Origin of the sequence: Bacillus canaveralius (genome assembly GCF_002860125.1) — a bacterium.
GTDB classification, from domain to species: domain Bacteria; phylum Bacillota; class Bacilli; order Bacillales; family Cytobacillaceae; genus Bacillus_BJ; species Bacillus_BJ canaveralius.
Map to the genome: position 1 here is coordinate 1 of NZ_PGVA01000074.1, position 25904 is coordinate 25904.

21 protein-coding genes are annotated in these 25904 nt (G+C 45.1%); 2 read left to right on the top strand and 19 right to left on the bottom strand.

The window, feature by feature from the left end; genetic code table 11:
- Positions 1–98: 98 nt before the first annotated feature.
- The 6 genes from rho to CU635_RS21235 form a co-directional block, all read right to left on the bottom strand.
- The gene (gene rho / locus CU635_RS21210) at positions 99–1364 is read right to left on the bottom strand and encodes a transcription termination factor Rho (RefSeq protein WP_101579370.1); all 1266 of its coding nucleotides are present in this window, start codon (positions 1362–1364) and stop codon (positions 99–101) included.
- Positions 1365–1771: 407 nt separating this feature from the next.
- A complete protein-coding gene (gene glpX, locus CU635_RS21215; protein WP_101579371.1) occupies positions 1772–2737 on the bottom strand; it encodes a class II fructose-bisphosphatase in 966 nt (321 codons plus the stop codon).
- Positions 2738–2788: 51 nt separating this feature from the next.
- The gene (locus CU635_RS21220; RefSeq protein ID WP_101579372.1) at positions 2789–4075 is read right to left on the bottom strand and encodes a UDP-N-acetylglucosamine 1-carboxyvinyltransferase; all 1287 of its coding nucleotides are present in this window, start codon (positions 4073–4075) and stop codon (positions 2789–2791) included.
- Between the two features lie 359 nt (positions 4076–4434).
- Positions 4435–5079 (bottom strand): fructose-6-phosphate aldolase, encoded by a 645-nt coding sequence (gene fsa / locus CU635_RS21225; protein ID WP_101579373.1) that lies wholly within the window; start codon positions 5077–5079, stop codon positions 4435–4437.
- 108 nt (positions 5080–5187) lie between these two features.
- Positions 5188–6045 carry a class II fructose-bisphosphate aldolase gene (locus CU635_RS21230; protein WP_101579374.1) on the bottom strand — a complete coding sequence of 286 codons (858 nt, stop codon included), beginning with the start codon at positions 6043–6045 and terminating at the stop codon, positions 5188–5190.
- Positions 6046–6302: 257 nt separating this feature from the next.
- Positions 6303–6674, bottom strand: coding sequence for a response regulator (locus CU635_RS21235; protein WP_101579375.1), 372 nt, complete (start codon positions 6672–6674; stop codon positions 6303–6305).
- A 239-nt stretch (positions 6675–6913) separates the two neighbouring features.
- Here CU635_RS21235 and CU635_RS21240 point away from each other — a divergent pair, with 239 nt between their 5' ends.
- Positions 6914–7444: a DUF2529 family protein gene (locus tag CU635_RS21240; protein WP_101579376.1), complete on the top strand. Its 531-nt coding sequence runs from the start codon at positions 6914–6916 to the stop codon at positions 7442–7444.
- Between the two features lie 409 nt (positions 7445–7853).
- On the opposite strand, the gene CU635_RS21245 is transcribed toward CU635_RS21240, so the two are convergent.
- From CU635_RS21245 to CU635_RS21290, 10 genes are all read right to left on the bottom strand, one after another.
- Positions 7854–9458 (bottom strand): CTP synthase, encoded by a 1605-nt coding sequence (locus CU635_RS21245; protein WP_101579377.1) that lies wholly within the window; start codon positions 9456–9458, stop codon positions 7854–7856.
- Between the two features lie 246 nt (positions 9459–9704).
- On the bottom strand, positions 9705–10298 hold the full coding sequence (gene rpoE / locus CU635_RS21250) for a DNA-directed RNA polymerase subunit delta (RefSeq protein WP_308303530.1): 594 nt from the start codon (positions 10296–10298) through the stop codon (positions 9705–9707).
- Positions 10299–10426: 128 nt separating this feature from the next.
- Positions 10427–10627: a hypothetical protein gene (locus CU635_RS21255; protein ID WP_245917554.1), complete on the bottom strand. Its 201-nt coding sequence runs from the start codon at positions 10625–10627 to the stop codon at positions 10427–10429.
- A gap of 265 nt (positions 10628–10892) precedes the next feature.
- Positions 10893–14159, bottom strand: coding sequence for a fused isobutyryl-CoA mutase/GTPase IcmF (gene icmF / locus CU635_RS21260; RefSeq protein WP_101579380.1), 3267 nt, complete (start codon positions 14157–14159; stop codon positions 10893–10895).
- A gap of 2 nt (positions 14160–14161) precedes the next feature.
- Positions 14162–14785, bottom strand: coding sequence for a TetR/AcrR family transcriptional regulator (locus tag CU635_RS21265; protein ID WP_101579389.1), 624 nt, complete (start codon positions 14783–14785; stop codon positions 14162–14164).
- Between the two features lie 118 nt (positions 14786–14903).
- Positions 14904–16043 (bottom strand): acyl-CoA dehydrogenase, encoded by a 1140-nt coding sequence (locus CU635_RS21270; protein WP_101579381.1) that lies wholly within the window; start codon positions 16041–16043, stop codon positions 14904–14906.
- Positions 16044–16058: 15 nt separating this feature from the next.
- Complete coding sequence (locus CU635_RS21275) at positions 16059–17189, bottom strand: acyl-CoA dehydrogenase (RefSeq protein WP_101579382.1); 1131 nt, start codon at positions 17187–17189, stop codon at positions 16059–16061.
- Between the two features lie 45 nt (positions 17190–17234).
- On the bottom strand, positions 17235–18086 hold the full coding sequence (locus CU635_RS21280; RefSeq protein WP_101579383.1) for a 3-hydroxybutyryl-CoA dehydrogenase: 852 nt from the start codon (positions 18084–18086) through the stop codon (positions 17235–17237).
- A gap of 29 nt (positions 18087–18115) precedes the next feature.
- Positions 18116–19303: an acetyl-CoA C-acetyltransferase gene (locus CU635_RS21285; RefSeq protein ID WP_101579384.1), complete on the bottom strand. Its 1188-nt coding sequence runs from the start codon at positions 19301–19303 to the stop codon at positions 18116–18118.
- Between the two features lie 328 nt (positions 19304–19631).
- The gene (locus CU635_RS21290) at positions 19632–21743 is read right to left on the bottom strand and encodes a (Fe-S)-binding protein (protein ID WP_101579385.1); all 2112 of its coding nucleotides are present in this window, start codon (positions 21741–21743) and stop codon (positions 19632–19634) included.
- Between the two features lie 251 nt (positions 21744–21994).
- Between CU635_RS21290 and cls the strand changes: the two genes are divergently transcribed.
- A complete protein-coding gene (gene cls / locus CU635_RS21295; protein ID WP_101579386.1) occupies positions 21995–23197 on the top strand; it encodes a cardiolipin synthase in 1203 nt (400 codons plus the stop codon).
- 114 nt (positions 23198–23311) lie between these two features.
- Here the strand turns inward: cls and CU635_RS21300 are convergent, their stop codons facing one another.
- The 3 genes from CU635_RS21300 to CU635_RS21310 all read right to left on the bottom strand — a co-directional run bounded on the left by CU635_RS21300 (position 23312) and on the right by CU635_RS21310 (position 25757).
- Entirely contained in the window at positions 23312–23491 is a 180-nt protein-coding gene (locus tag CU635_RS21300) for a XapX domain-containing protein (protein WP_101579387.1), read from the bottom strand.
- A 155-nt stretch (positions 23492–23646) separates the two neighbouring features.
- Positions 23647–25317, bottom strand: a complete 1671-nt coding sequence (argS, locus tag CU635_RS21305) for an arginine--tRNA ligase (RefSeq protein WP_101579388.1) — start codon at positions 25315–25317, stop codon at positions 23647–23649.
- A complete protein-coding gene (locus CU635_RS21310; protein ID WP_101579390.1) occupies positions 25314–25757 on the bottom strand; it encodes a YwiB family protein in 444 nt (147 codons plus the stop codon). The genes argS and CU635_RS21310 overlap by 4 nt, the downstream gene beginning before the upstream one ends.
- Between the last annotated feature and the right edge of the window lie 147 nt (positions 25758–25904).

Here is a 25904-nt window from a genome sequence, read left to right on the forward strand (position 1 = left end):
CGGCTACGCCATTATCTGGATGAGAAGGGAAATAATTCTCCTACAAACATTTTACTCATACTTTTAAGCAAAAAGTCTGTCATCCGTCCTTTTTCTTATTAAGAACGCTTTGCTTTCATTTCTTCAGAAAGCTGTGCAAAAAATTCTTCATTTGATTTTGTTTGTTTTAGCTTGCGCAAAAATTTCTCTGCAAATTCAGGTGAATCCGACATAGATTTGCGGATCGCCCATAATTTATCAAGGTGTTCTTTCGGGATCAGCAATTCCTCTTTCCGCGTGCCCGACCGGCGGATATCGATCGCAGGGAAGATCCGTCTTTCGGCAAGAGCACGGTCAAGATGGAGTTCCATATTTCCTGTTCCTTTAAATTCCTCATAAATAACATCATCCATTCGTGACCCCGTATCTACAAGAGCCGTTGCAAGGATTGTCAAGCTTCCACCTTCCTCGATGTTACGCGCTGCACCAAAGAATCGCTTTGGACGATGGAAAGCAGCAGGGTCGATACCACCAGACAATGTCCGGCCGCTTGGAGGAATCACGAGGTTATAGGCACGGGCCAAGCGAGTGATGCTATCCATTAAAATAACAACATCGCGTTTATGCTCGACAAGCCGCATCGCGCGCTCGAGAACAAGCTCCGCCACCTTTATGTGGTTTTCCGGAACTTCATCAAAAGTCGAGCTTACGACATCACCGGCAACAGAACGCTCGATGTCGGTTACTTCCTCCGGACGCTCGTCAATTAACAAGACGATTAGTTCCGCTTCCGGATGATTGGTGGTAATGCTGTTGGCGATTTCTTTTAAAAGCATTGTTTTACCAGCTTTTGGCGGAGCCACAATCAAACCGCGCTGCCCAAAACCGACCGGCGCAATGACGTCCATAATTCTTGTTGACAGCCCTCTTTGCGTCGTTTCCACCTTCATTTGCCTGTCCGGATAAAGCGGCGTTAACGCCGGGAAATGGACTCGCTCTTTTGCTGTCTCAGGATCATCGCCATTTACAGCCTCTACATGAAGTAGCCCAAAATACCTTTCATTCTCCTTTGGAGGACGGACTTTTCCGGATACCTTGTCCCCATTTCGGAGATCAAAGCGGCGAATTTGCGATGCCGATATATATATATCCTCGGAGCTTGGCGAATAGTTGATCGGGCGGAGAAAACCAAAGCCTTCCGACTGAATAATTTCAAGGACACCTTCCATAAAGAAATAGCCCTGTTGTTCGGCCCTGACTTTAAGAATAGCAAAGATGAGCTCTTTTTTCGTTAATTTGCTGTAATAGGATACTTTAAATTCACGGGCAAGCTCGTATAGTTCTTTTAATTTCATATTTTCTAAACTTGTAATAGTTAATTCCATATATACACCACACTTTTTAATTTTTCGATTGTTTCCCCCATATAATTGTGAACAGGTTTTCGATATGGACGGAAGGATGGACTACTGAAGGGTTTCTTGAAGCATTATAGAAGTGAATTCAACTAGGAAGCATGACTTTCTTTGGGCGCGGGCACATCGTAGACCTAGCAAAAACTTTTATACTATAAAAATTTATGAGTTCGCCAAAACAATCTTTATTTTACCCTGTTTATTGAAAATTAATCAACTAATTTTTTTGTTTGTGAATAAAAGTTTTGAGGAAGGGAGCAAAGATGTGTTCTTTCGAAGTATTGCCACAATAAGATTTTCAACCTAAATGAAAAGATGCTCCCTGTTCCCGTGAGAACCAGGGAGCGGTTGAAAGGGTTTGCAGAAAAGCTGAGAACTTACCCTTTTATCACTAGATGAGGTTTCTTTTTTAAGCTGTGACGACCTTCGATAAAACGGACAGTACCCGATTTTGCTCTCATTACAACAGAATGGGTAGAACCGTAGGAACCTTTAAATTGGACACCGCGCAATAGCTCACCATCGGTAACCCCTGTTGCAGCAAAGATCGCATCATCGCCCCTGACAAGGTCTTCCATGCGAAGAATTTTGTTTACTTCAAGCCCCATCGAGAGACACCTTTCAAGCTCCGCGTCGTTTTGCGGTAAGAGCTTACCCTGTATTTCTCCACCAAGCGACTTTAAGGCAACGGCTGCCAACACTCCCTCCGGAGCTCCGCCGGATCCGAATAAAATATCGACACCGGTTGATTCGAAAGCGGTGTTAATTGCTCCCGCTACATCCCCATCATTAATGAGTTTAATTCTGGCCCCCGCTTCGCGAAGCTGGGTAATAATGTGCTCGTGGCGAGGGCGATTTAAAACGGTCGCCACCACATCTTCAACATCTTTATTTTTTGCTTTCGCAACAGCTTTTAAATTATCAATGACCGAAGCATTTATATCTATTTGACCAACCGCTTCAGGACCGACGGCGATTTTATCCATATACATATCCGGCGCATGAAGAAGATTGCCATGGTCGGCCACCGCTAAAACGGCAAGGGCGTTCCAGCCCCCGGAAGCAACAATGTTGGTTCCTTCAAGCGGGTCCACTGCAACATCAACACGTGGGCCATAGCCGGTTCCGAGCTTTTCACCGATATAGAGCATCGGAGCTTCATCCATTTCTCCTTCTCCAATTACGACGGTTCCTTTCATCGGAACCGTATCGAATACGTCCCGCATCGCAGATGTTGCCGCATCATCAGCTTCATCTTTTTTCCCGCGGCCCATCCATCGTGCAGAAGCAAGTGCAGCAGCTTCGGTCACACGGATAAGCTCCATTGATAAGCTTCTCTCCATCTGTTTTCTTCCTCCCGCTCGTTCCATTTATTTCTCTAGAAAGGCTTCTTATTAGGCATTTTTCAATTGTTCGAGTTCTTCCCCCGTTAATTCTTCCCGCCAGACAGTGGCTCCGAGGCCGTTCAGCTTTTCAACCAGATGGCTGTAGCCTCTGTCGATGTGTTCAAGCCCGGTAACTTCGGTAATTCCTTCTGCGATCAAACCGGCAATGATAAGCGCTGCACCGGCTCGCAGGTCACTTGCCTTCACCTTGGCGCCTTGGAGCTGCACAGAACCATTGATAATTGCAGACCGGCCTTCAACTTTAATATTCGCGTTCATCCTTCTTAATTCGTCAATATGCTTGAACCGGGCTCCGTAGATTGTATCCGTCACAACACTTGAACCCTCCGCCCTTGTCAGCAAAGAAGTAAACGGCTGTTGTAGATCTGTCGGGAAACCAGGGTAGACAAGTGTTTTAACGTCGACTGGCTTGAATTTTCCAGCAGGCCCGACAAACACTTGGTCATCTCCAGCTTCAATCGGCACGCCCATTTCGCGAAGCTTTGCGATGAGTGACTCGAGATGCTGCGGAATCACATTATCAATCAGGATTCCTTCTCCAACCGCTGCACCAAGAATTAAGTAGGTTCCCGCTTCGATGCGGTCGGGAATGATCGTATGACGGCAGCCGTGAAGCTCGTCAACACCTTCAATCCTGATCACGTCCGTCCCGGCTCCCTTTATATTTGCTCCCATATTGGTGAGCAATGTAGCGACATCGATAATTTCCGGTTCCTTCGCTGCATTCTCAATAATCGTCCGGCCTTTAGCGCGAACGGCAGCCAGCATAATGTTGATCGTCGCACCAACACTGACTACGTCCAAGTAAATGCGCGCCCCGCGCAATTCATCAGCCCGCAAATAAATAGCGCCCTGTTCATTGGTAACACTGGCACCGAGTGCTTCAAAGCCTTTTATGTGCTGATCAATCGGGCGCGGGCCGAGATGGCATCCTCCCGGAAGTCCAATAACAGCCTTTTTAAAGCGGCCCAGCATGGCTCCCATTAAATAATACGAAGCTCTAAGTTTTTTTACTTTTCCGTTTGGCAGTGGCATCGAGATCATCGAAGAAGGATCAACCGTCATTTCATGGTTGGAAAATTCGACCGTACCGCCAATCTCTTCAAGAAGCCCTTTTAAAATCTGTACGTCCGAAATATCTGGTAAACCCTCAATCGAGACAGGTGAATCGGCCAAAATGGCTGCAGGAATCAAAGCGACAGCGCTGTTTTTCGCTCCACTGATTCGAACTGTCCCTTTTAGCGGATAACCGCCTGCAATTTTAAGCTTTTCCATGTTTGACTCCCTTCTAAGCCGTAAACCGCATGGATCGACCTTATTAAAAAGGCCGGCCATAAAGGCTTTTCATTGTGACATGTCAGAATTTCCTTCGCGAATAACGGGAGCTTATAAGTCTTACAAAAGATGCGGGGAGTTGCGCCCGTTTGGCAAATCTACAAAGAAAACGTTAATTACTATAATTTTCCAACAAAGAAAGGCATATTCCGACAGTTTGTCTTAATATTTAGTTTACACGAAATCTTCTTTTTCATGTATGAAAAGACTGATTTGAAAAAATTACCTTTTCCTTTTCCAACTTACACTATGCCTGCTCAATAATCAAGCCTGCAGTTTTAAAAGTTAAGCGAAACCGATCAGGCGCGGGAATTCCAGTCTGCCAGGAACGCATCAATTCCTTTATCGGTTAACGGATGCTTGCACAGCTGCAGAATCACATTCAAAGGAATCGTCGCAATATGCGCCCCTCGTAATGCTGCTTCCGTCACATGCTGCGGGTGGCGAATCGACGCGGCAATGATTTCTGTTTCCAGGCCATGAACCGCAAAAATTTCAGCGATCGTCGAAACAAGCTCAAGGCCATTATGACCGATATCATCAAGGCGGCCAAGAAATGGAGATACATAGGTTGCCCCCGCTCTTGCCGCAAGAAGCGCCTGGTTAGCACTGAATATTAACGTAACATTCGTTTTAATTCCGTCCTCTGTCAAAGCATGGACTGCTTTAAGCCCATCCGGAGTCATCGGTACTTTTACGGTAATATTCGGAGCAATCGCTGCCAGCTCCCTGCCTTCCTTGATCATTCCTTCTGCATCAAGAGCGATTACTTCAGCACTGACAGAGCCTTTAACAAGCTCGGTAATTTCCCGAAGCCGATCATGAAAGGAAACGTTTTGCTCTTTTGCTACTAAAGTCGGGTTTGTAGTCACTCCTGCTAAAATACCCAGGGAATGAGCCTCACGAATTTCGTTGATATTAGCCGTATCGATAAAAAATTTCATATGTAAACCTCTCCATTCGACGAAATTTTTAAACAAATTTAAATGAATTGAAACCGCCTTTAACAGGGCGGTTTCATTTTACATTAATTATATTATAATCGACACTAATTACGCTTTGTTTGAAGAACCAAACTCACGCATTTTGCCGATAACCGTTTGTTTAATCGACTCACGTGCTGGTCCCAAATATTTGCGTGGATCGTATACATCCGGATTTGCAGCCAACACTTCACGAACTGCTTTGGCAGACGCGATTTGGTTTTCGGTATTAACGTTGATTTTTGCTGTTCCAAGCGAAATTGATCTTTGAATATCCTTTGTTGGAATGCCTGTGCCGCCATGAAGGACTAAAGGTACCCCGGTAAGGCTCCCGATCTCTTCCATTTCTTTAAATCCTAAATTTGGTTCCCCTTTGTAAGGACCGTGTACTGAACCTAAAGCAGGAGCAAGAAAATCAATGCCCGTCCGCTTCACAAGCTCTTCACATTCTTTAGCATCTGCATAAATAACACCATCGGCAACAACATCATCTTCCTGACCGCCAACAGTTCCAAGCTCTGCTTCAACAGAAACTCCTTTTGAATGGGCATATTCGACTACTTTAGAAGTTATTTCGACATTTTCTTCAAACGGATGGTGGGAAGCATCAATCATAACAGAAGTGAAACCTGCGTCAATCGCTTCTTTACACTTGTCGAAGCTGGAACCATGATCTAAATGGATGGCAACCGGAACTGTAATCTTATAGTCTTCCATCAGTCCTTCTACCATTTTGACGACAGTCTTAAACCCACCCATGTAGCGGGCTGCACCTTCTGAAACACCTAAAATAACCGGTGACTTTTCTTCTTCAGCCGCTTGCAAAATCGCTTGAGTAAACTCAAGGTTATTTAAATTAAATTGTCCAACTGCATAGCCTTCTGCTTTCCCTTTGTTTAGCATATTGGTCATTGAAACTAAAGGCATTTGTCTTCCTCCTTATTGGTGATCGGCTTCATTTTCACAGAGCATCCCGTTTAAGGTTTTCCCCTAATATCATTAAATATGTACCATGGAACTTTCTGCGTTCATGAGGCCCGATCCATTGGAATTCCCCTTGTATAATACCAAATCGGAAAAAGAATTGCTATTAATCCACTGTCATTTTAATAACTGTCATAAATTTGAGACATTGCAAGCGTTATCAATGATTAAAATAACTCTGATTTTTAATTCCTGAATTTTTAGCTTGAGGTAATTGGCAAATACTTCTTAACGGCGGCCCGGATGTCATCAATGTCAAACGGTTTTGCAAAATGAGTGAGCGCCCCCAGGTCCTTTGCTTCCTGAATCATATCAAGTTCCCCATAAGCGGTCATAATGATGACTCTTATCCCTTCGTCAAGTACCTTCATTCGTTTTAAAATTTCGATCCCGTCCATTCCCGGAATTTTCATGTCAAGCAAGACGAGATCAGGAGCATGCTTCGACACGATGTCAAGAGCCTGGACTCCGTTGGCGGCCTGGTACGTATCATAACCTTCTTTTTGCAAAACCTCATTTAAAAGGATGCGTATCCCAAACTGATCATCGACAATTAATATTTTCCCTTTCATAAATCCACCTTCCCTTCAGATATTTTTTGTATGTTTACAAAAATAATATTAAATAAAATTTCTCCCCATCGTATATTTCGATTTTGAAGTTGATTATTCCTGCCTGTCTTTTCCTGTTACAAGTTCTAATTTCCGGTTTATTTTACGCGCTTCTTAAAAAAACTTATAATGGATGAAGGATTTTCAAGCAGTTCTTGTCATTTCATTGATTTGTCCTATCAACACAGGGAGGTTTTTGGATGTTAAAAATGTTTTCAACCCAATTAGCCGGGCTTTTTAAAAGGATACAGGACCAGGAGCTGTCAATAGAAGAAGGAGCGCGGCTGCTGGCACAGGCGGCTGCTGGGGATGGTTTCGTTTATATTTACGGCAACAGTGAAATGAGAGCTGTTCTGTCTGAGGCGATTGAGGGCGCTGAGCCATTTAAAAAAGCGAAGAAATGGAAGGGCGCAGCAGAGATAGACTCTATTAAAGACATGGACCGGGTACTTGTTTTCTCCCGCTTATCAACTGATGAAGATTCAGTACGATGTGCGAAGATGCTTGCGGACCGAAGAGTTCCTTTTGTTGCCGTTTCGACTGCTGTCGCTGGGGCAACCGATGATTTAACGGCACTGGCAGATATACATATCAATTTAAAACTGGTCAAGCCGCTCCTCCCTGATGAGGAAGGCAACCGTTTCGGATACCCGTCAGCGATGGCCGCCCTGTTTGCCTACTATGGGTTGAAGTTTATTTATGAAGAGATTCTTACTGAATATGAGCTTTAGCAGATTGTTTAAGTAACGACTTGCCCAAGGTGGGTTCTGGTTCAGTGATTTTATCATGATTTCGGTTGAATTTTACGGGATTGCGCTTTCTTTTGATTATACTCAAACAGAATCGTTCTTTGATGATCATCTGTGAGTCTTTAGTTTACATAATCGCTACAATTACACTAGCAAATGGGGCAGCTCATGTCTCTGCCCCAATTAATTAAGCGGAAAATGATCGGAATTAAGCGAAAACCCATCTGATTTAAGCGAAAAATACAATAATTAACGTTCACGGGCATTAATTAAGCGAAACGCGCGACACCGCACATTCCCAGCTTTTTTACGTTATGTAAACTTGTACATGTTTTATTAGCAATCAATACAAAAAACCCTTGAACAACTCGTTCTGTTCAAGGGTTTTCGTTTAATTTTGATGTAACTTTAATGAAGCTTTAATAAAGTCACGGAATAAAGGCTGTGGTCGCGTTGGTCTTGACGTAAATTCCGGATGGAATTGGGATGCCACAAACCATGGGTGATCCTCGATTTCAATAATTTCAACAAGGCGGCCGTCAGGGCTTGTCCCGGAGAACATAAATCCTGCTTGCTCCATCGCCTGGCGGTACTGATTATTAAACTCGTAACGATGACGGTGGCGCTCATAAACGACTTCATCGTCGTAGGCGATATTGGCTTTTGAGCCTTCCGTCAGTTTACAAGGATATAAACCAAGGCGCAATGTTCCGCCGAGGTCTTCAATGTCTTTTTGTTCCGGCAATAGGTCAATAACAGGATGTTTTGTATTTGGATTGATTTCAGCAGAGTGCGCATCTTCCAGGCCGAGAACATTACGGGCAAACTCTACGGAAGCCAATTGCATTCCAAGGCAGATGCCGAGGAAAGGTGTTTTTTGTTCACGGGCATATTGGATTGCAAGTAATTTCCCGTCAATTCCGCGATCACCAAAACCACCAGGAACGAGAATTCCATCTACACCCTGCAGAAGTTCAGTGACATTTTCGGACGTTACTTCTTCTGAATTGATCCATTTAATTTGCACGTCGGCGTCAAAGGCATAGCCGGCATGTTTAAGTGCTTCTACAATGGAAATATAAGCATCCTGAAGTTCGACATACTTGCCGACAAGCGCAATCGTTGTTTTTTGCGAAAGATTGACAACCCGGTCAACAAGCTCCTGCCATTCTGTCATATCTGCTTCAGCACATTGGAGCTTTAGATGCTCACAAACGATCTTATCAAGATTCTGGTCCTGAAGTGCTAAAGGTACAGAATAAAGGGTTTCTGCATCCCGGCACTCAATAACAGCTTTTGGTGCGATATCACAGAACAAAGCGATTTTATCTTTCATATCATCCGATATAGGCATTTCTGTACGAACAACAATCACATTTGGCTGAATTCCAAGGCTGCGAAGTTCTTTCACACTATGCTGCGTCGGCTTTGTTTTCATTTCACCTGCCGCTTTAATATAAGGAACGAGCGTACAGTGGATATACATGACGTTATCACGGCCGATGTCACTCTTAATTTGGCGGATTGCTTCTAAAAATGGCAGCGATTCAATATCGCCAACCGTTCCGCCAATTTCAGTAATCACGACATCTGCGTTTGTTTCACTGCCTGCCCGGAAAACCCGTTCTTTAATTTCATTCGTAATATGCGGAATTACTTGAACCGTTCCACCCAGGTAATCACCACGCCGTTCTTTTTTCAGAACAGTTGAGTAAATTTTTCCTGTTGTCACATTGCTGAATTTGTTGAGATTAATGTCGATAAAACGTTCATAATGACCTAAGTCAAGATCTGTCTCGGCGCCGTCATCGGTGACGAATACTTCACCATGCTGGTAGGGACTCATCGTTCCCGGATCCACGTTAATATAAGGATCAAATTTTTGGATCGTGACATTGAGTCCGCGATTTTTTAATAACCGGCCCAGTGAAGCTGCGGTGATTCCTTTTCCAAGCGACGAAACGACCCCGCCTGTTACAAAAATATACTTTGTCATCTGTGTTTGCCCCCTCTAGAGATCAGTTTGTGCATATTAACCTTTATTTAAAGGTTGTATCAGCGAAAAATTTTGCTCAGCTTTTTATACCGTGCATGGAAAAATTCCCGGATAAAAAAATAAAAAACGCCCCACCCACAAAATCAGTAGGGGAGCGTTTGATCGGCTAAATTTTAACGTTCCTTTTTAAGGAGCCCAAAAAGAATTGTACAAGCCCTTTTTCAAAAAGTCAAGATGATTGATTATCTATTTGTCCGCGTCTTCGTCAACGACTTCGTCTTCCTCGTCTTCTGCCTCTTCATCAAGGTCATATTCATCTTCGGTTTCGAGAATTTCCTCATCTTCATCATCAAAGTCTTCATCCAAGTCGTCTTCTTCAATGAGATCGTCATCCCCGAGCAAGTCATCGTCCTCATCATCATCGTCATTATCATCAAAGGTGTCGAGCTCATCGTACTCAATCTCTTCTTCCTCAGCATCATCAAATTCAACGACGTCGAGCTCATCTTCATCGACAACCTTTTTAGCCTTTTTCTTTTTTGGTTTAACTGGTGTGACTGTATCTTCTTCACTTTGGTCGATAGGATACCAAACACGCAGGCCCCAACGGTTGTCACCCAGACATAAAAAACGTCCATCTATATTTAAGTCTGTATAAAACTGTGCAATCGTTGTCTTTACTTCAGCTTCGCTAAGCTCCAGACGGGACGTTAATGCTTTCATCATTTCGTGAAAAGGAACCGCTTGTTTTTGATCATGCAGCCACTCGTAAGCGGCTTCGATTAATGAAATTTCTTTTAATTGTTCTTTTGTGTATTGTTTTAAGCTCAACTTCGGCACACTTCCTTTCTCTATTTCGCGCTCTTATATGAGCGATAACGGCAATTGGAAATGGAATCTCCCAAAATACATATTCTTCATTATAAACAAATTCTTAGCGTTTATGCTACTTCTATCTGCGGTTTCCATCACTTTTTTTCACTGTCCGATTCGCTTCTTTCCCGGTTACCCTGTTTTTGATCCGGCTGCCTTGAAAGCTGATTTACAGCAAGACTGAAGAAAAAGATGGATAAAAGGAAAAAAGAAATTGCCCCGAGCTGCCGTTGATATAGGTAATACAGCGCGGCAAGTGCACCAACAAATGAAGCAATTAAAAAAAACTGTCTCAAAATCTTTCACATCCTGCATCTCATCTTTGAAGGCTCACGGATTTCATCCAATATGGATTATAAAGGATTGTACAATCATTTATATTTTCGAAGCTCCGTTGTACGGGATGACATTTCTTTTTTGATATGTACGGAAAGAATAGCATAAATAGAAGCATTTTTCGAGCCAAATTTTGTTAGCAAAAGTATTTGCATAATATAAGCTCCGCATCGTCCAGACAAAAATGGCTTATAGCGCTTGGCTATAAGCCATTTTAACAGATTGTTACATATTGCGGCGATATTGGCCCCCTACCTCGTATAAAGCGTGGCTAATTTGGCCGAGACTCGCTGATTTTACCGTTTCCATTAATTCAGCAAACACATTACCACCGGTGACAGCGGCCTTTTTCAGCCTAACAAGGGCTTCGTCACCATGAACACTGTTTCGTTCCTGGAACTTTCGCAAATTATTGATTTGCAACTCTTTCTCTTCCTTTGTTGCCCGGGCAAGCTGCATGCTGTTTACCTCATCTTCAGTAGGAGGATTCGGATTTAAATAAGTGTTGACCCCGATAATCGGCAGCTCTCCTGAATGTTTTTTCATTTCATAATACATCGACTCTTCCTGAATCTTTCCGCGTTGATACTGGGTCTCCATCGCACCGAGCACGCCGCCGCGGTCGTCGATCCGCTCAAATTCCTGCAGCACGGCTTCCTCAACAAGATCTGTCAGCTCTTCAATGATAAACGAACCCTGGAGCGGATTTTCATTTTTCGTTAAGCCATGCTCTTTCGTAATAATCATTTGGATCGCCATCGCCCGGCGTACAGATTCTTCGGTTGGAGTCGTAATCGCTTCATCATACGCGTTTGTATGGAGCGAATTACAATTATCATGAAGGGCCATTAATGCCTGTAAAGTCGTACGGATGTCATTGAAATCGATCTCCTGTGCATGGAGAGACCTGCCTGAGGTTTGAATATGGTACTTTAGCTTCTGGCTTCTTTCATTTGCCCCATACTTATCGCGCATAACGGTTGCCCAAATGCGGCGGGCTACACGGCCAATAACCGTATATTCCGGATCGAGGCCGTTCGAGAAGAAAAAGGACAAATTCGCTGCAAAGTCATCAATATTCATACCGCGGCTTAAATAGTACTCAACATAGGTAAATCCGTTGGCAAGCGTAAATGCCAGCTGCGAGATCGGGTTGGCGCCTGCTTCAGCAATATGATAGCCGGAAATCGACACGGAATAGTAGTTGCGGACTTTATTGTCAATAAAATATTGCTGGATGTCTCCCATCATCCTGAGGGCAAATTCAGTTGAGAAGATGCACGTATTCTGGCCCTGGTCTTCTTTTAAAATATCAGCCTGAACCGTTCCCCGGACTGTTTGCAAGGTAAATTCCTTTACTTGCTGATATTCTTCCTCGTTCAAGCTGCGCCCGAGCTTTTCCTCGCGCATCCGGACCTGTTGATCGATCGCTGTATTCATGAACATCGCCAAAATGATCGGGGCCGGACCGTTAATCGTCATCGACACGGAGGTTGACGGATCGCACAGGTCAAAGCCCGCATAGAGTTTTTTCATATCATCAAGGGTACAAATGCTGACGCCGCTCTCGCCGACTTTTCCGTAAATATCGGGACGGTAGTCCGGATCTTCTCCATAGAGAGTTACGGAATCAAAGGCGGTGCTTAATCGTTTCGCAGGATCATCCTTTGAAAGATAATGAAAACGCCGGTTTGTTCGTTCCGGTGTTCCTTCGCCGGCAAATTGCCGTTTCGGGTCCTCACCCTGCCGCTTAAAAGGAAACACACCTGCTGTATACGGAAAGAATCCCGGAACATTTTCTCTGTAAACCCAGCTTAAAATCTCACCATAGTCCTTGTATTTCGGAAGCGACACTTTTGGAATCGCCAGTCCGGACAGGCTCGTTGTCTTTAATTCAGTGACAATTTCCTTGTCGCGGATTTTCGTTATGAACTGGTCAGCCGCGTACTTTTGCTTTAACTGCTCCCAGCCATCGAGAATTTTTGTTGATTCAGCTGTCAGCTTCCTTTTTACATCGGCCCTTAAAGCTTCGAGGGAAGCGACAACTTCTTCGTTGTGCTGTTGTTCTTTTACAGCGGCAATCGCTCCGTTAAGCTGAAACAGCCGGCGGGCAAGTTCGGCTTGTTCCTGCGCTTTCTTATGATAAGTCCGAACCTTGTCGGAAATTTCCCGCAAATAGTAGCGGCGGTCATTCGGGATGATCACATTCTGTTTTTCTACAAGAGCGGTTTTTTGAAAAGATGTTGACCATCCTGTACCGGCCTTTTCGTTTATCTTGTCGATTAAGGCAGCAAATAGAGCGTTTGTGCCCGGGTCGTTAAACTGGCTCGCAATCGTGCCGTACACAGGCATGTCATCAAGCTCTTTATCAAACAGCCTATGGCTGCGCTGGTATTGCTTTTGAACCTGGCGCCGCGCATCCTCTGAACCTTTGCGTTCAAATTTATTGATGACAATCAGATCGGCATAATCGATCATATCGATTTTTTCAAGCTGGGTCGGAGCCCCAAATTCGCTTGTCATCACATACATCGATAAATCACATATTTCCGCAATCTCTGCATCTCCCTGGCCGATGCCGCTCGTCTCGACAATCACGAGGTCAAACCCGGCTGCTTTTACAACTGCGATTGCATCCTTAATCGCCAAGGAAAGCTCATTTTTCGAAGATCGTGTTGCCAAACTTCTCATATAGACGCGCGGTGAAAAAATTGCGTTCATGCGTATCCTGTCTCCGAGGAGGGCCCCGCCTGTTTTTTGCTTAGTCGGATCGACAGAAAGGATGGCGACTCTTTTTTCAGGAATTTCATTGATAAAGCGGCGGATCAGTTCGTCTGTCAGCGAGCTTTTCCCCGCTCCGCCCGTACCGGTAATCCCAACGACCGGCACCGGCTTAGCGATTTTCTTCACTTTTTCCATTAATGTTTCAACAGCGGCAGCTGCTTCATCCTTCAGGCCGACTTGCTGTTCCGCCAAAGTAATCATTTTCGCAACAGCAGCGGTCTCACCTGCCTGAATCTTTTCAGTGAAACCGTCTGCTTCCGCAGGGGCCGTTTGAAAATCGCATTCCTTCAGCATCAGATCAATCATTCCTTCCAATCCAAGCTGGCGCCCGTCTTCGGGAGAAAAAATCCTTGCTATTCCGTAGTCGTGCAGCTCGTTTATTTCACGGGGAATAATCACCCCGCCACCGCCGCCATAAAGGCGGATGTGGGATGAGCCTTTTTCCTTTAACAGATCGTACATATATTTAAAATATTCTACATGGCCGCCCTGATAAGATGAAATGGCGATGCCCTGGACGTCCTCCTGGATGGCAGCATTGACAACCTCTTCGACAGAACGATTGTGTCCAAGGTGAATCACTTCCGCACCGCCAGCCTGGAGAATCCGGCGCATGATATTGATTGAAGCATCATGACCATCAAATAAGCTTGACGCTGTTACGAACCGAATATGGTGCTTTGGCTTATACTTTTCAATCGTTTTCATCCTCATCCCCCTCGTATTCCGTTAAACAAGAGCTCCGTCTGCAGTTCAATATATTCGTCAAGGGAATAAACCTTTTGCAGGGCCCAGCGGCGAAACCCCCACATTTGCCCTTGGACGACGATGCTATGGGCAATGAATTCAACTTGTTTATCCGTTAAAGCAAGCTCGCCATTTTCGACACACCGCCGGATGACATCTTCAAACATTGAAACCATTTCGAATTCCTTCTTCAATACATATGGAAGGGCATCCTTTGACAGCGATTTTGCTTCCTGGTACATGACGAGCACTTCATCCTGCATTTCATCCATGACCTTGAAATAGTTGGCGATTCCAAGCTTCAAGCTCTCGAGTGTTCCCTCGGTTTGATCAAGGTCTTTTTGAAGCCGGTCGCGCACCTGGTCATAAATACTGTCGCAGACAAGGTATAAAACATCCTCCTTCGTGCGGATGTATTCATATAAGGTTCCAATGCTGAAACCGGATGCTTTAGCGATCTCCCTTGTCGTTGTACGATGAAAGCCTTTTTCTTTAAAAAGGCTGACTGCCCCTTTAATCATTTGGTTGCGCCTTTTGATCACAAGGCGTTCATCCTTTACCGAAGCATGCACTTCCCGTTTATTAATCACGTTTTCCAACCGCCTTTGTTGTCTCCTATCTTTATAATAAAAGCAGCGGAGACCATACTCCCGGAGATTCTTTTAATAAGAGCAAAACTTAACAGCCAAAAATCTGTTTGATCGTTTATTTCGTCAAGAGGCGCGAGATCACCAGCCTTTGGATTTCCTGCGTTCCTTCATAAATTTGCGTAATTTTCGCATCGCGCATATATCTTTCAACCGGATAGTCCTTCGTATAGCCGTAACCACCAAATACTTGAACCGCTTCTGTTGTAACCTTCATCGCTGCATCCCCGGCAAAAAGCTTTGACATCGCAGATTCTTTCCCGTAAGGAAGTCCTGCTGATTCAAGCCATGCTGCCTGATAGGTTAACAGCCTGGCTGCTTCCACACTTGTCGCCATGTCGGCCAGCTTAAAGGCGATTCCCTGCTGGGCAGCAATTGGCTTTCCAAATTGTTCGCGCTCCTTTGCATAATCAACCGCAGCATCCAGCGCACCCTGGGCAATCCCGACCGCCTGGGCTGCAATCCCGTTGCGGCCGCCGTCAAGAGTCATCATCGCAATTTTGAAGCCGTCACCTTCCTTGCCTAAAAGGTTTTCCTTTGGAACCCGGCAATCTTCAAAAATGATTTCTGTTGTTGGCGAGGAACGAATTCCTAGTTTTTTTTCTTTTTTGCCGACGGAAAAACCGGGAAAATCTTTTTCAATGATAAATGCGCTTGTCCCTTTATGTTTACTGCCCGGATCTGTCAGCGCAAATACGACATAAATATCAGCAATTCCACCATTGGTTATAAAAATTTTCGATCCGTTCAAAACATAGTGATCGCCGTCAAGGCGGGCCGTTGTTTTCATGGCGCCGGCATCCGAACCGCTGGCCGGTTCTGTCAGTCCGTAACCACCAATCTTCTTTCCCTCTGCCATTGGCCGCAAATACGTCTGCTTTTGCTGCTCACTGCCAAACTTATATAAAGGCCAGCCCGCAAGCGACGTATGAGCCGATAACGTTACACCCGTCGAAGCACAAACACGGGACAGCTCTTCAATAGCGATACAATAAGCGAGATAGTCACTGCCGATGCCGCCGTATTCTTCCGGCCACGGGATCCCTGTTAAGCCGAGCTCGGCCATTTTATCGAATATATCGCGGTCAAAACGCTCTTCTTCATCCCGTTCTGCCGCTGATGGCGCCACTTCATTCCTGGCAAAATCCCGGACCATTTTTCGAATCATTTCATGTTCCTCAGTGAGCTGAAAATTCATTCGTTTACCCTCCAATTATACGTTTTTGCTGATAACAAGCCGCTGAATTTCGCTGGTGCCCTCGTAAATCTCGGTAACCTTTGCATCACGAAAATATCGTTCGACTGGGTAGTCTTTTGTATATCCGTAACCGCCAAAAATTTGCACCGCTTCAATCGCCGTTTCGACTGCCGTTTGTGAAGCAAACAACTTCGCCATCGCGGCTTCTTTTCCACAATTAACACCTTTTGAACGCATTTCCGCCGCCCGGTATATTAATAGTTTGGCAGCTTCAATATTGGTCGCCATATCGGCGATTTTAAAGGCAACCCCCTGTTGGGCGGCGATTGGTTTGCCGAATTGCTGGCGTTCCCGCGCATAGGAGACGGCTGCTTCGAGAGCGGCCTCTGCAATGCCGAGTGCCTGTGCAGCGATCCCGATTCGCCCGGCATTCAGGTTGGCCATCGCTATTTTAAAACCTTCTCCTGGCTTGCCAAGGACGTTTGCCGCTGGAATGCGCATATCCTCAAACACAAGCTGGACGGTCCGGGATCCGTGCAATCCCATTTTCTGTTCATCTTTCCCGACAATAAATCCAGGAGTGTCCTTTTCAACGATGAAAGCGGTAATCCCTTTGCTGCCCGCCTCCTCGCTCGTTCTCGCAAAAACAATATATACGTCTGCTTCGCCACCGTTTGTGATAAACACCTTTGAGCCGTTCAGAATATAATCTTCCCCATCCTTGACAGCCTTTGACTTTAAGCTCCTTGCATCCGAGCCCGAACCTGGCTCAGTCAGGCAAAAAGCGCCTAAATACTCTCCTGAAGCAAGCTTCGTCACATATTTTTTCGTTTGTTCGTCCGACCCGAAGAAAAGAATCGGGTTTGTACAAAGAGAGGTGTGGACCGAGAGGATGACTCCGACCGTTGCACTTATTTTCGAAATTTCATGGATAGCGATAATATAGGAAGTGAAATCCATACCGGAACCGCCATATTGCTCCGGGATTGGGATTCCCATTATGCCAAGCTCACCCATTTTCGTCAGGACTGCGCGCGGGAATTCACCTTGTTCCATCTTTTCAACAAATGGGGCGATTTCATTGCGGGCAAAATCGCGGACCATTTTTCTGATCATTTCCTGTTCTTCTGTAAATCTCAGGTTCACGCTAATCTCCTCCTGCGGGGTCAAGTTGCTGTTCCAGCCCTGCCTCTATTCATACACATAGAAGCCCCGGCCCGATTTACGCCCAAGCCAGCCTGCTTTCACATATTTGCGCAGGAGCGGACAAGGGCGGTATTTATCATCGCCAAAGCCTTCGTGCAATGTTTCCATAATGTATAAGCAAGTATCAAGACCGATAAAGTCAGCAAGGGTGAGCGGTCCCATCGGATGGTTCATCCCAAGCTTCATCACTTCATCGATCGCCTCCTTTGAGGCAACCCCTTCATACAAAGTGAAGATCGCTTCGTTAATCATCGGCATTAACACACGGTTTGAAACAAAGCCCGGAAAGTCGTTCACTTCAACGGGAACCTTGGCAAGCCTTTTCGTAACAGCTTCGATTGTTTCATAGACTTCATCTGTCGTTGCCAGGCCGCGAATAATCTCGACGAGCTTCATCACCGGCACCGGATTCATAAAATGCATGCCAATGACTTTTTCGGGCCGACTCGTAGCTGCAGCAATCTCGGTGATCGGCAAAGACGACGTATTGCTGGCCAAAATCGCCCCGGGTGAAGCAATTTGGTCAAGCTGTGAAAAGATTTTCATTTTCACGTCGAGATTTTCCACAGCTGCTTCAATAATGAGATCGGCCTTGTTTGCATCTTGAAGATCCGTGGATAAAGTAAGCCTACTAATGATCTCATCCTTTTGCTCAGTGGTTAATTTTCCTTTTTCAACCTGCCGCGAAAGATTTTTTAAAATAATCCCCATGCCCCGGTCTGTAAATTCCCGCTTTAGATCGTTCAAAATGACGTTAAAACCTGCCTGGGCACAAACCTGGGCAATGCCTGAGCCCATTTGTCCTGCACCGATCACCATGATTGTTTGAACATTCATACGCTACACCCCCCGAATCATTTTAAAAATTATTGCTTTGGCACTTCAATCATCACTGCATCACCCTGTCCGCCACCGCTGCAAATCGCCGCGATCCCGATACCGCCGCCGCGCCGTTTCAGTTCATGCATTAAGGTGATAATGATCCTCGCTCCGCTCGCGCCGATCGGGTGGCCAAGCGCAACAGCGCCGCCGTTCACATTCACTCTTTCTGTGTCTAAGTTAGCAATTTGACTGCTGGCCAATGCAACGGCTGCAAAGGCCTCATTGATTTCAAACAAATCGATTTCTTCTAAAGACTTGCCCGTTTTCCGTAAAATTTCGTTAATGACGAAGCCTGGTGTCTTCGGGAAATCCTTTGCTTCAACAGCAACCGCAGCATGGCCGATTACGTATGCCTCTGCTTTCCTGCCCTCCAGCTCTGCCCGCTTCTCACTCATTAGAACAAGTGCGGCCGCACCGTCATTAACTCCGGGTGCATTACCTGCTGTAATCGTGCCTTTAGAATCGAAGACAGGGGATAGTTTCGCCAGTTTTTCAAGTGAAGTATCCTGGCGCGGGGCCTCATCACTGGAGATGACGAGTGGATCACCCTTACGCTGCGGTACCAGAACGGCAACAATTTCCTCAGCAAGTTTTCCTGATTCAATCGCTGCAATGGCGCGCTGGTGGCTGCGATAGGCCCACTCATCCTGCTTTTCACGGCTTATTTCAAGCTCTTCGGCGGCGCTGTTTCCGTACGTACCCATATGAACTCCGGTAAAGCTGCAGCTCAATCCGTCATGAACCATCAAATCCTTGACCGAAGCATCGCCCATCCGGAGTCCCCAGCGCGCTTTCGGCAAAATATATGGCGCGTTGCTCATCGACTCCATTCCACCTGCAACAATGACCTCCTCATCGCCAGCGCGAATCATTTGGTCGGCAAGTGTGACACTTCTCATTCCTGATGCACACACTTTATTGATCGTTTCAGTCGTTATGTTCCAGGGAAGTTCAGCATGCCGTGCCGCCTGCCTCGAAGGAAGCTGGCCCTGGCCTCCTTGGAGGACCGTTCCTAAAATCACTTCTTCTACGTCTTCAGGCTTTACATCAGCACGCCGAAGCGCTTCCTTGACAGCAATCCCTCCAAGCTGGGAAGCAGTGAAACCGCTCAACGCTCCGCCAAATTTACCAAACGGTGTTCTCACTCCGCTTAAAATAACGGTTTTGCCCATCCAAAACCTCTCCTTTATAGTTGATTGAATGAATTTCATAAAGCAATTCTTGATTTGAAAAACGCACAGTTACTTAAAGTAAACTAATTTCAGAACGTAATATGCCGGCACAACACGACTGAACGCTCGCTCAGGAACTGCGCAAAGAAAAAAGGTCTCCCTGAAACTATTCACTCAAAAATGTAAGCGCTTTTATATATAATTATATAATACTTTAATAATATTAAGAATTAAAATACTTTATATAAAATTCACAAAACTCTGCACGCGAAATTTTTATTCAGAAAAAGAAGGGGATGACAGCCGAAGCCTCACCACCCCAAACCATTTAAGAAACAAGCGCTTGCTGGGTGCCGCACACTGCTTTTTCAAGCAATTCCGCGACATCATACGTCTGCACTGTCTCTTCAACCTCTTTTGCTTTTGTTCCATCTGAAATCATCGTTAAACAATATGGGCAACCCGAACTGATTACGGATGGATTTACTGCTAATGCCTGCTCAGTACGAGCAACATTAATCCGGTGTCCCGTTTCTTCTTCCATCCACATTAATCCGCCCCCGGCCCCACAGCACATGCCGTTTTCGCGATTGCGTTCCATTTCGACAAGCGTGACACCCGGAATCGATCTGAGGATTTCACGCGGCGGATCATACACATCATTGTAACGACCTAAATAACAGGAATCATGGAAGGTGATCGTTTCGTTGACCTCATAGCGCGGCATTAGCTTCCCTTCTGCCACAAGCTTCGCCAAAACTTCAGTGTGGTGATAAACCTCGGCAGTTAATCCGAAATCAGGGTACTCATTTTTGAAAATGTTATAAGCATGCGGATCGATCGTGACGATCTTTTTCACTTCGTTCTTTTCAAATTCTTCAATATTTTTCGCGGCCAACTCCTGGAACAAAAACTCATTCCCAAGACGGCGCGGCGTATCACCTGAATTCTTCTCTTTGTTTCCTAAAATCGCAAACTTGACGCCTGCTTCATTTAACAGCCGAGCAAACGAAAGCGCAATTTTTTGGCTGCGGTTATCGTATGACCCCATCGAGCCGACCCAGAATAAATATTCAAATTCTTCGCTTGCTTTTTGCATTTCCTTAACGGTTGGAATGTGGACATCGTCGCGGACCTCACGCCATTCTTCGCGCTCTTTGCGGTTCAGTCCCCACGGATTCCCCTGGCGCTCAATATTCGTCATTGCCCGTTGTGCATCGGCATCCATTTTCCCCTCGGTCAAAACTAGATAACGGCGCAGATCGATAATTTTGTCGACATGTTCATTCATAACCGGGCACTGGTCTTCGCAGTTCCGGCACGTCGTACAAGCCCAGATTTCTTCTTCGGTTATCACTTCGCCGATCAGGCTTGGATGATAAGCAAGTCCGGCAGCCGATTCCTCTGCCCCCTGGCCAGCAGAAGCAAGCGCAATTTGGTTTCCCTTTGTATGCGAAAAAGCAAAGGTCGGAACCCATGGCTGTTTGGATGTAATCGCCGCACCTTGGAAGGTCAGATGGTCACGGAGCTTGACAATCAAGTCCATCGGCGACAGCATTTTACCTGTCCCCGTTGCCGGGCACATATTTGTACAGCGGCCGCACTCGACACAAGCGTACAAATCGATTAATTGCAGCTGGTTGAAATCCTCGATTTTGCCAACACCAAATGACTCCTGAGATTCATCTTCGAAATCAATTTTCTTAAGCTTTCCTTTGTCTTCAAGGCGATCGAAGTATACATTGGCAGGCCCGGCAATTAAATGAGCATGCTTTGATTGGGGCACATAGACAAGAAAAGCAAGCAGGAACAATAAATGTATCCACCATGCAATATAGAAAATAACGATCGAAGCCGTTTCACCGATTGCGGTGAAGCCCGACGCAATTACGGAAGCTACTGGCTCAGTCCAGGCAGTTTCATGCCCGTGCCAGATCATGCTCATCCCGTTTCCAATCAGCACTGACAGCATAAGGCCGCCAATGAATAAGAGTACAAGCCCGGATTTAAAGCCTCTTTTCAGGCGGACGAGCTTTTCAACATAACGGCGGTAGAAGGCCCAAACAACCGCAATTAGCACCATTAACGTTACAAGCTCCTGAAAAAAAGTAAATCCCGGATAAAGCGGGCCGAGCGGAAGGTGCGAGCCTGGCTTAAGGCCTTTCCAAATGAAGTCGATCGCACCAAATTGGACGAGTAAAAACCCATAAAAAAACATGACGTGAATGGCACCGCTCTTTTTATCCTTCAAGAGCTTCTTTTGGCCGAACACATTCACCCAAATGTTTTCAAGGCGATCCTTGAGCCGGCTGTCAAATTCGGATTTTTTCCCCAGTTTAATAAAAGCAATCCTGGTTTTAACCACATATACAAACAAGCTGATAGCGTAAGCGGTTACAAACAAGAATGCAATCAAATTGATCCACAGTAACCCATTCATTGTCGGATAAGCTCCCTTCCCTGAAAATTGATGGGAATCAGCAAAGTGCCAATCACCATTTGATAAAAATTTTCAAACAATCAAATTTTCTGAATTCATCTTTAGTTCTATTATATAATGAATGAGCATTCAGTCAATAATTTTTATTTATTGCTTAAGACCCATTTCCCGTCAGGGTCACTCAAGGAAACATTCATAGAAGCTTTATTTTAGGAAAATATAAAAGAAAGTGACTGGGGGAGCGGATATCGTTGAAAATTTTATTAATTATACTGGGCGCTCTTTTATTGCTGGCAATTTGGATATCCCTTGATTTCCAGTTTGGCCGCAAGGCGCAGCTTGCGAGAATAACGAGAATAAATTATCCAATCAGGGAAAGCAATCTGCAAATATTTACAACAGGACCCGAATTATTTTCCGATTATTTTTCGCTGCTTAAAAACGCGAATCATCATATACATATTCTTTTTTATATCGTAAAAGTCGATTTAATCAGCAAAGAATTTTTTGCGATCCTGAAAAGTAAAGCGCAGAGCGGAGTAGAGGTGCGACTGCTGCTGGACTGGATGGGATGCAGAAACATTTCCCGCCGTGTCATAGAGGATTTGAAAAGGGCAAATATTAAATTTGCATTTTGCCACATCCCGAGATTGCCGTTCCTTTTCTATAGTTCACAAGTGCGAAACCACCGAAAAATGACGATTATTGACGGCAAAACCGGATATATGGGCGGCTTCAACATTGGAAAAGAATACATTGACCAGGACCCAAAATTAAAGCCTTGGCGCGACTACCACCTGAAAATTTCCGGAGAGGGAGCAGCGGATTTACAAAGGGAATTTTTAAAGGATTGGCGGATGGCGACGAAGACAAACTTGCTGAATAATTCCATTTACTTTCCTGAGCTTGAAAAGGGCAACAGCCGCCATCAGGTGCTTCCGTCAGAAGGATTTTATTTGGAGGAAACTTTTTCAACTTTAATCCGCAAGGCTGAGTCGACAATTATTATCGGCACCCCCTACTTCATTCCAAGCAAACGAATTTTTGCTGATTTGTTGAAAGCACTGAAGCGCGGGGTAAGGCTGAAGGTGCTTGTCCCCCATATGACCGACCATTTGTTTGTAAAAGAAGCTTCTTTTCGATACTTAAGGCGGCTCATTCAGGAGGGTGCCGAAGTCTATGATTATATGAAAGGCTTTTACCATGCAAAGGTAATTGTAATCGACGATAAAATCTGCGATATCGGCACGGCAAATTTCGATAAAAGAAGCATATTTTTAAACCATGAAATCAACTGCTTTATCTTTGACCGCGCTTTCATTGAAAGAGTTCGCAATATACTCGAAATCGATTTACTTAATTCCAAGCAGATCACATTAAGCGAGCTCAACAAACCCAATCTTTTGAGGTCGATCAAAGAACAAGCCGCGAAAGCGATCTCTTTTTTCTTGTAATAAGCAGATTGATTGCCTGGATATTCTTCAGAATACACCATGTCTATTCCAACCATTTAACCAACATGAACGCAAATAGAGACCGGGCCTGTCCAGCCAGTCTCCTATTTGCGATCATTTAGTAAGGTTTTGAATCCATGGCGTGATCATTTCAAATACTTTGAAGCCCAAATAAATCCCGACAATTCCTGTTATTCCTGCCAATGCCGGCGGTGCAGGGATCGGCAGCTTGAATAACGCAAAAATAAATCCGACTATGAACCCCGTAATCAATGCCAAAATAACAACCTTCATATTAAAACTTCCTCTCATGGCTCTAATTTTTACTGGCCACCGTGCCATAACCCTAATGATATTGTTCCCTGTACTTTAAAATTCGATTAGAGCTTAAGCCGTAACCAAGCTTCGGAATACTAAAGGCTTCCGCTGCACGGAAGCCTGGTTGTATGTTACATTTTTTCCGGTGCTGAAACGCCGATTAAGGCAAGGGCATTTCTTAACGTGATTTGCACCGATTTCACTAAAGCCAAGCGCGCTTTTGTCAGGGATTCCTGCTCTGGATCGAGCACCTTTTCGGCATTATAAAAGCTGTGAAACGCTGAAGCCAGTTCATAAATATAGTTTGTAATCCGATGCGGCATCCGCTTTTCGGCAGCTTCTGCGACAGCCTGCGGGAATTCACCAAGCTTTTTCAACAGATCGATTTCTTTTTCGGCCTGAATGAGCGAGAAATCCGCCTCACCTGAATACGTCAACCCCTGTTCGCCAGCCTGGCGCAAAATGCTGCTGATTCGGGCATGCGCATATTGAGCATAGTAAACAGGATTTTCGTTCGATTGGGAAACAGCCAGGTCAAGATCAAAGTCCAAATGGGTATCGGGACTTCTCATTGCAAAGTAATAGCGGGTCGCGTCGAGGCCGACCTCGTCAACAAGGTCACGCATCGTGACGGCTTTGCCTGTCCGCTTGCTCATCTTCATCTTCTCACCATTTTTATACAGGTGGACGATCTGGATGATCTCCACCTCGAGGGCATCCCGCGCATAACCGAGTGCTTGAATCGCCGCTTTCATCCGCGGAATATAACCGTGGTGGTCAGCTCCCCATATATTAATCAGCTTCTCAAAACCTCTCTCAAGCTTATCTTTATGGTAGGCAATATCCGGTGTTAAATAAGTATAAGAGCCATCCTGCTTGATCAAGACCCGATCTTTGTCATCACCAAGCTCTGTGGAACGGAACCAGACCGCGCCATCCTGTTCGTATATATAGCCGTTTTCCCTCAGAGTCTGCAGCGCGGCCTCAATTTTGCCATTATGGTATAAAGACGTCTCTGAATACCAGACATCAAACGGAACCCTGAAGTTTTCAAGATCGTTCTTTAGTTTTTCCATCTCATACTTCAATCCATATTCGCGGAAAAAATCGAATCGTTCCTGTTCGTCTGCATTTACATATTTATCGCCAAATTCCTCGGCCAGTCCTTTCCCGATTCTGATGATATCTTCGCCATGGTAACCGTCCTCAGGCATCGGCTTGTCCAGCCCAAGCGCCTGAAAGTAACGGGCTTCTACTGAGAGGGCAAGATTGTTGACCTGGTTACCAGCGTCATTAATATAGTATTCACGGGAAACATGATAACCTGCTTTTTCCAATATGTTACATAACGAATCACCAACAGCGGCACCCCTGGCATGACCGAGATGGAGGTCACCGGTTGGATTCGCTGAAACGAACTCAACCTGGACTCTTTGGCCGTTTCCGGTCGTCGTTTCGCCATATTTATTATCCTGTTCAATGATCGTGGGAATCAAGTCTATCAGGTAACTGTTATTCATATAAAAATTAATAAAGCCAGGGCCCGCTATTTCTATTTTGTCAATCGAGGCTTTAGATCGGTCAAAATGGCTGATCAATTCTTCCGCAATTGTGCGCGGTGCTTTTTTAGCGATGCGCGCCAGCTGCATCGCCATATTCGTCGAATAATCGCCGTGTGATTTTTCTTTTGGAATCTCCAAAATCACATCGGGAACATCCTGTTCCGCTGCCAGATTGGCTTTGACAACCGCAGCTTTTATTTCTTGCTTTAGTTTGCTTTGGACTTGCTCAACTATGTTCATTGCCCTTCCTCCTCGTATGTAATTGTCATTTGGTAAGTCCCGGCCTTGTCATTTTCCATAAAAAAATCGTACAACAATTCGAGCGACCCGGAGCAAGCCTGGTCCTTAACGATATGCTCTAATCTTTTCACAGTCGCCGAGGTTCTGAAAGTTCCGTACGGGGTTTCATAGCTGCCAGCTCTTTTTTGGCCGCGGCTGAGCGCGAGCCTCATCTTGATGGCACCGCTTCTTAAGATCAACGCATCGCTTCCAGCTATTTTTACAATCGTTTTTATTTGGCCTTCTTCCATCGCCTCTTCATATTGAAGATAGGTGTCGTTATCCTTGTGAAAGTGTTTGCCAAATGTGGTCAGTTCATAAGTCTCCTGATCGTTGTCTTGCTGAATAATTGTTTTTACATTTATTTTAACGGGCATTTGTTCCGCTGGGTTGTTCGACAACGGCAAAACACGTCCTTTTTTCTACTTTATTATAACTTTCTAAGTATAAATATTCTGAGTTAAAAGTGCAAGAAAGCCTCAATTTTTGTTTGAGTCAAGCATTTGTTGGCGGAATTTATTTCCACCTAAAACGTGTAAGCGGATTCA

Coding starts and splice junctions, on each gene's coding strand:
- CU635_RS21230 (WP_101579374.1), bottom strand. CDS start 6,045: ATGCCTTTAGTTTCAATGACCAATATGCTAAACAAAGGGAAAGCAGAA.
- fsa (WP_101579373.1), bottom strand. CDS start 5,079: ATGAAATTTTTTATCGATACGGCTAATATCAACGAAATTCGTGAGGCT.
- CU635_RS21220 (WP_101579372.1), bottom strand. CDS start 4,075: ATGGAAAAGCTTAAAATTGCAGGCGGTTATCCGCTAAAAGGGACAGTT.
- CU635_RS21280 (WP_101579383.1), bottom strand. CDS start 18,086: ATGAATGTTCAAACAATCATGGTGATCGGTGCAGGACAAATGGGCTCA.
- CU635_RS21300 (WP_101579387.1), bottom strand. CDS start 23,491: ATGAAGGTTGTTATTTTGGCATTGATTACGGGGTTCATAGTCGGATTT.
- CU635_RS21285 (WP_101579384.1), bottom strand. CDS start 19,303: ATGGGCAAAACCGTTATTTTAAGCGGAGTGAGAACACCGTTTGGTAAA.
- CU635_RS21270 (WP_101579381.1), bottom strand. CDS start 16,043: ATGAATTTTCAGCTCACTGAGGAACATGAAATGATTCGAAAAATGGTC.
- CU635_RS21235 (WP_101579375.1), bottom strand. CDS start 6,674: ATGAAAGGGAAAATATTAATTGTCGATGATCAGTTTGGGATACGCATC.
- icmF (WP_101579380.1), bottom strand. CDS start 14,159: ATGAAAACGATTGAAAAGTATAAGCCAAAGCACCATATTCGGTTCGTA.
- rho (WP_101579370.1), bottom strand. CDS start 1,364: ATGGAATTAACTATTACAAGTTTAGAAAATATGAAATTAAAAGAACTA.
- CU635_RS21290 (WP_101579385.1), bottom strand. CDS start 21,743: ATGAATGGGTTACTGTGGATCAATTTGATTGCATTCTTGTTTGTAACC.
- argS (WP_101579388.1), bottom strand. CDS start 25,317: ATGAACATAGTTGAGCAAGTCCAAAGCAAACTAAAGCAAGAAATAAAA.
- CU635_RS21245 (WP_101579377.1), bottom strand. CDS start 9,458: ATGACAAAGTATATTTTTGTAACAGGCGGGGTCGTTTCGTCGCTTGGA.
- glpX (WP_101579371.1), bottom strand. CDS start 2,737: ATGGAGAGAAGCTTATCAATGGAGCTTATCCGTGTGACCGAAGCTGCT.
- CU635_RS21240 (WP_101579376.1), top strand. CDS start 6,914: ATGTTAAAAATGTTTTCAACCCAATTAGCCGGGCTTTTTAAAAGGATA.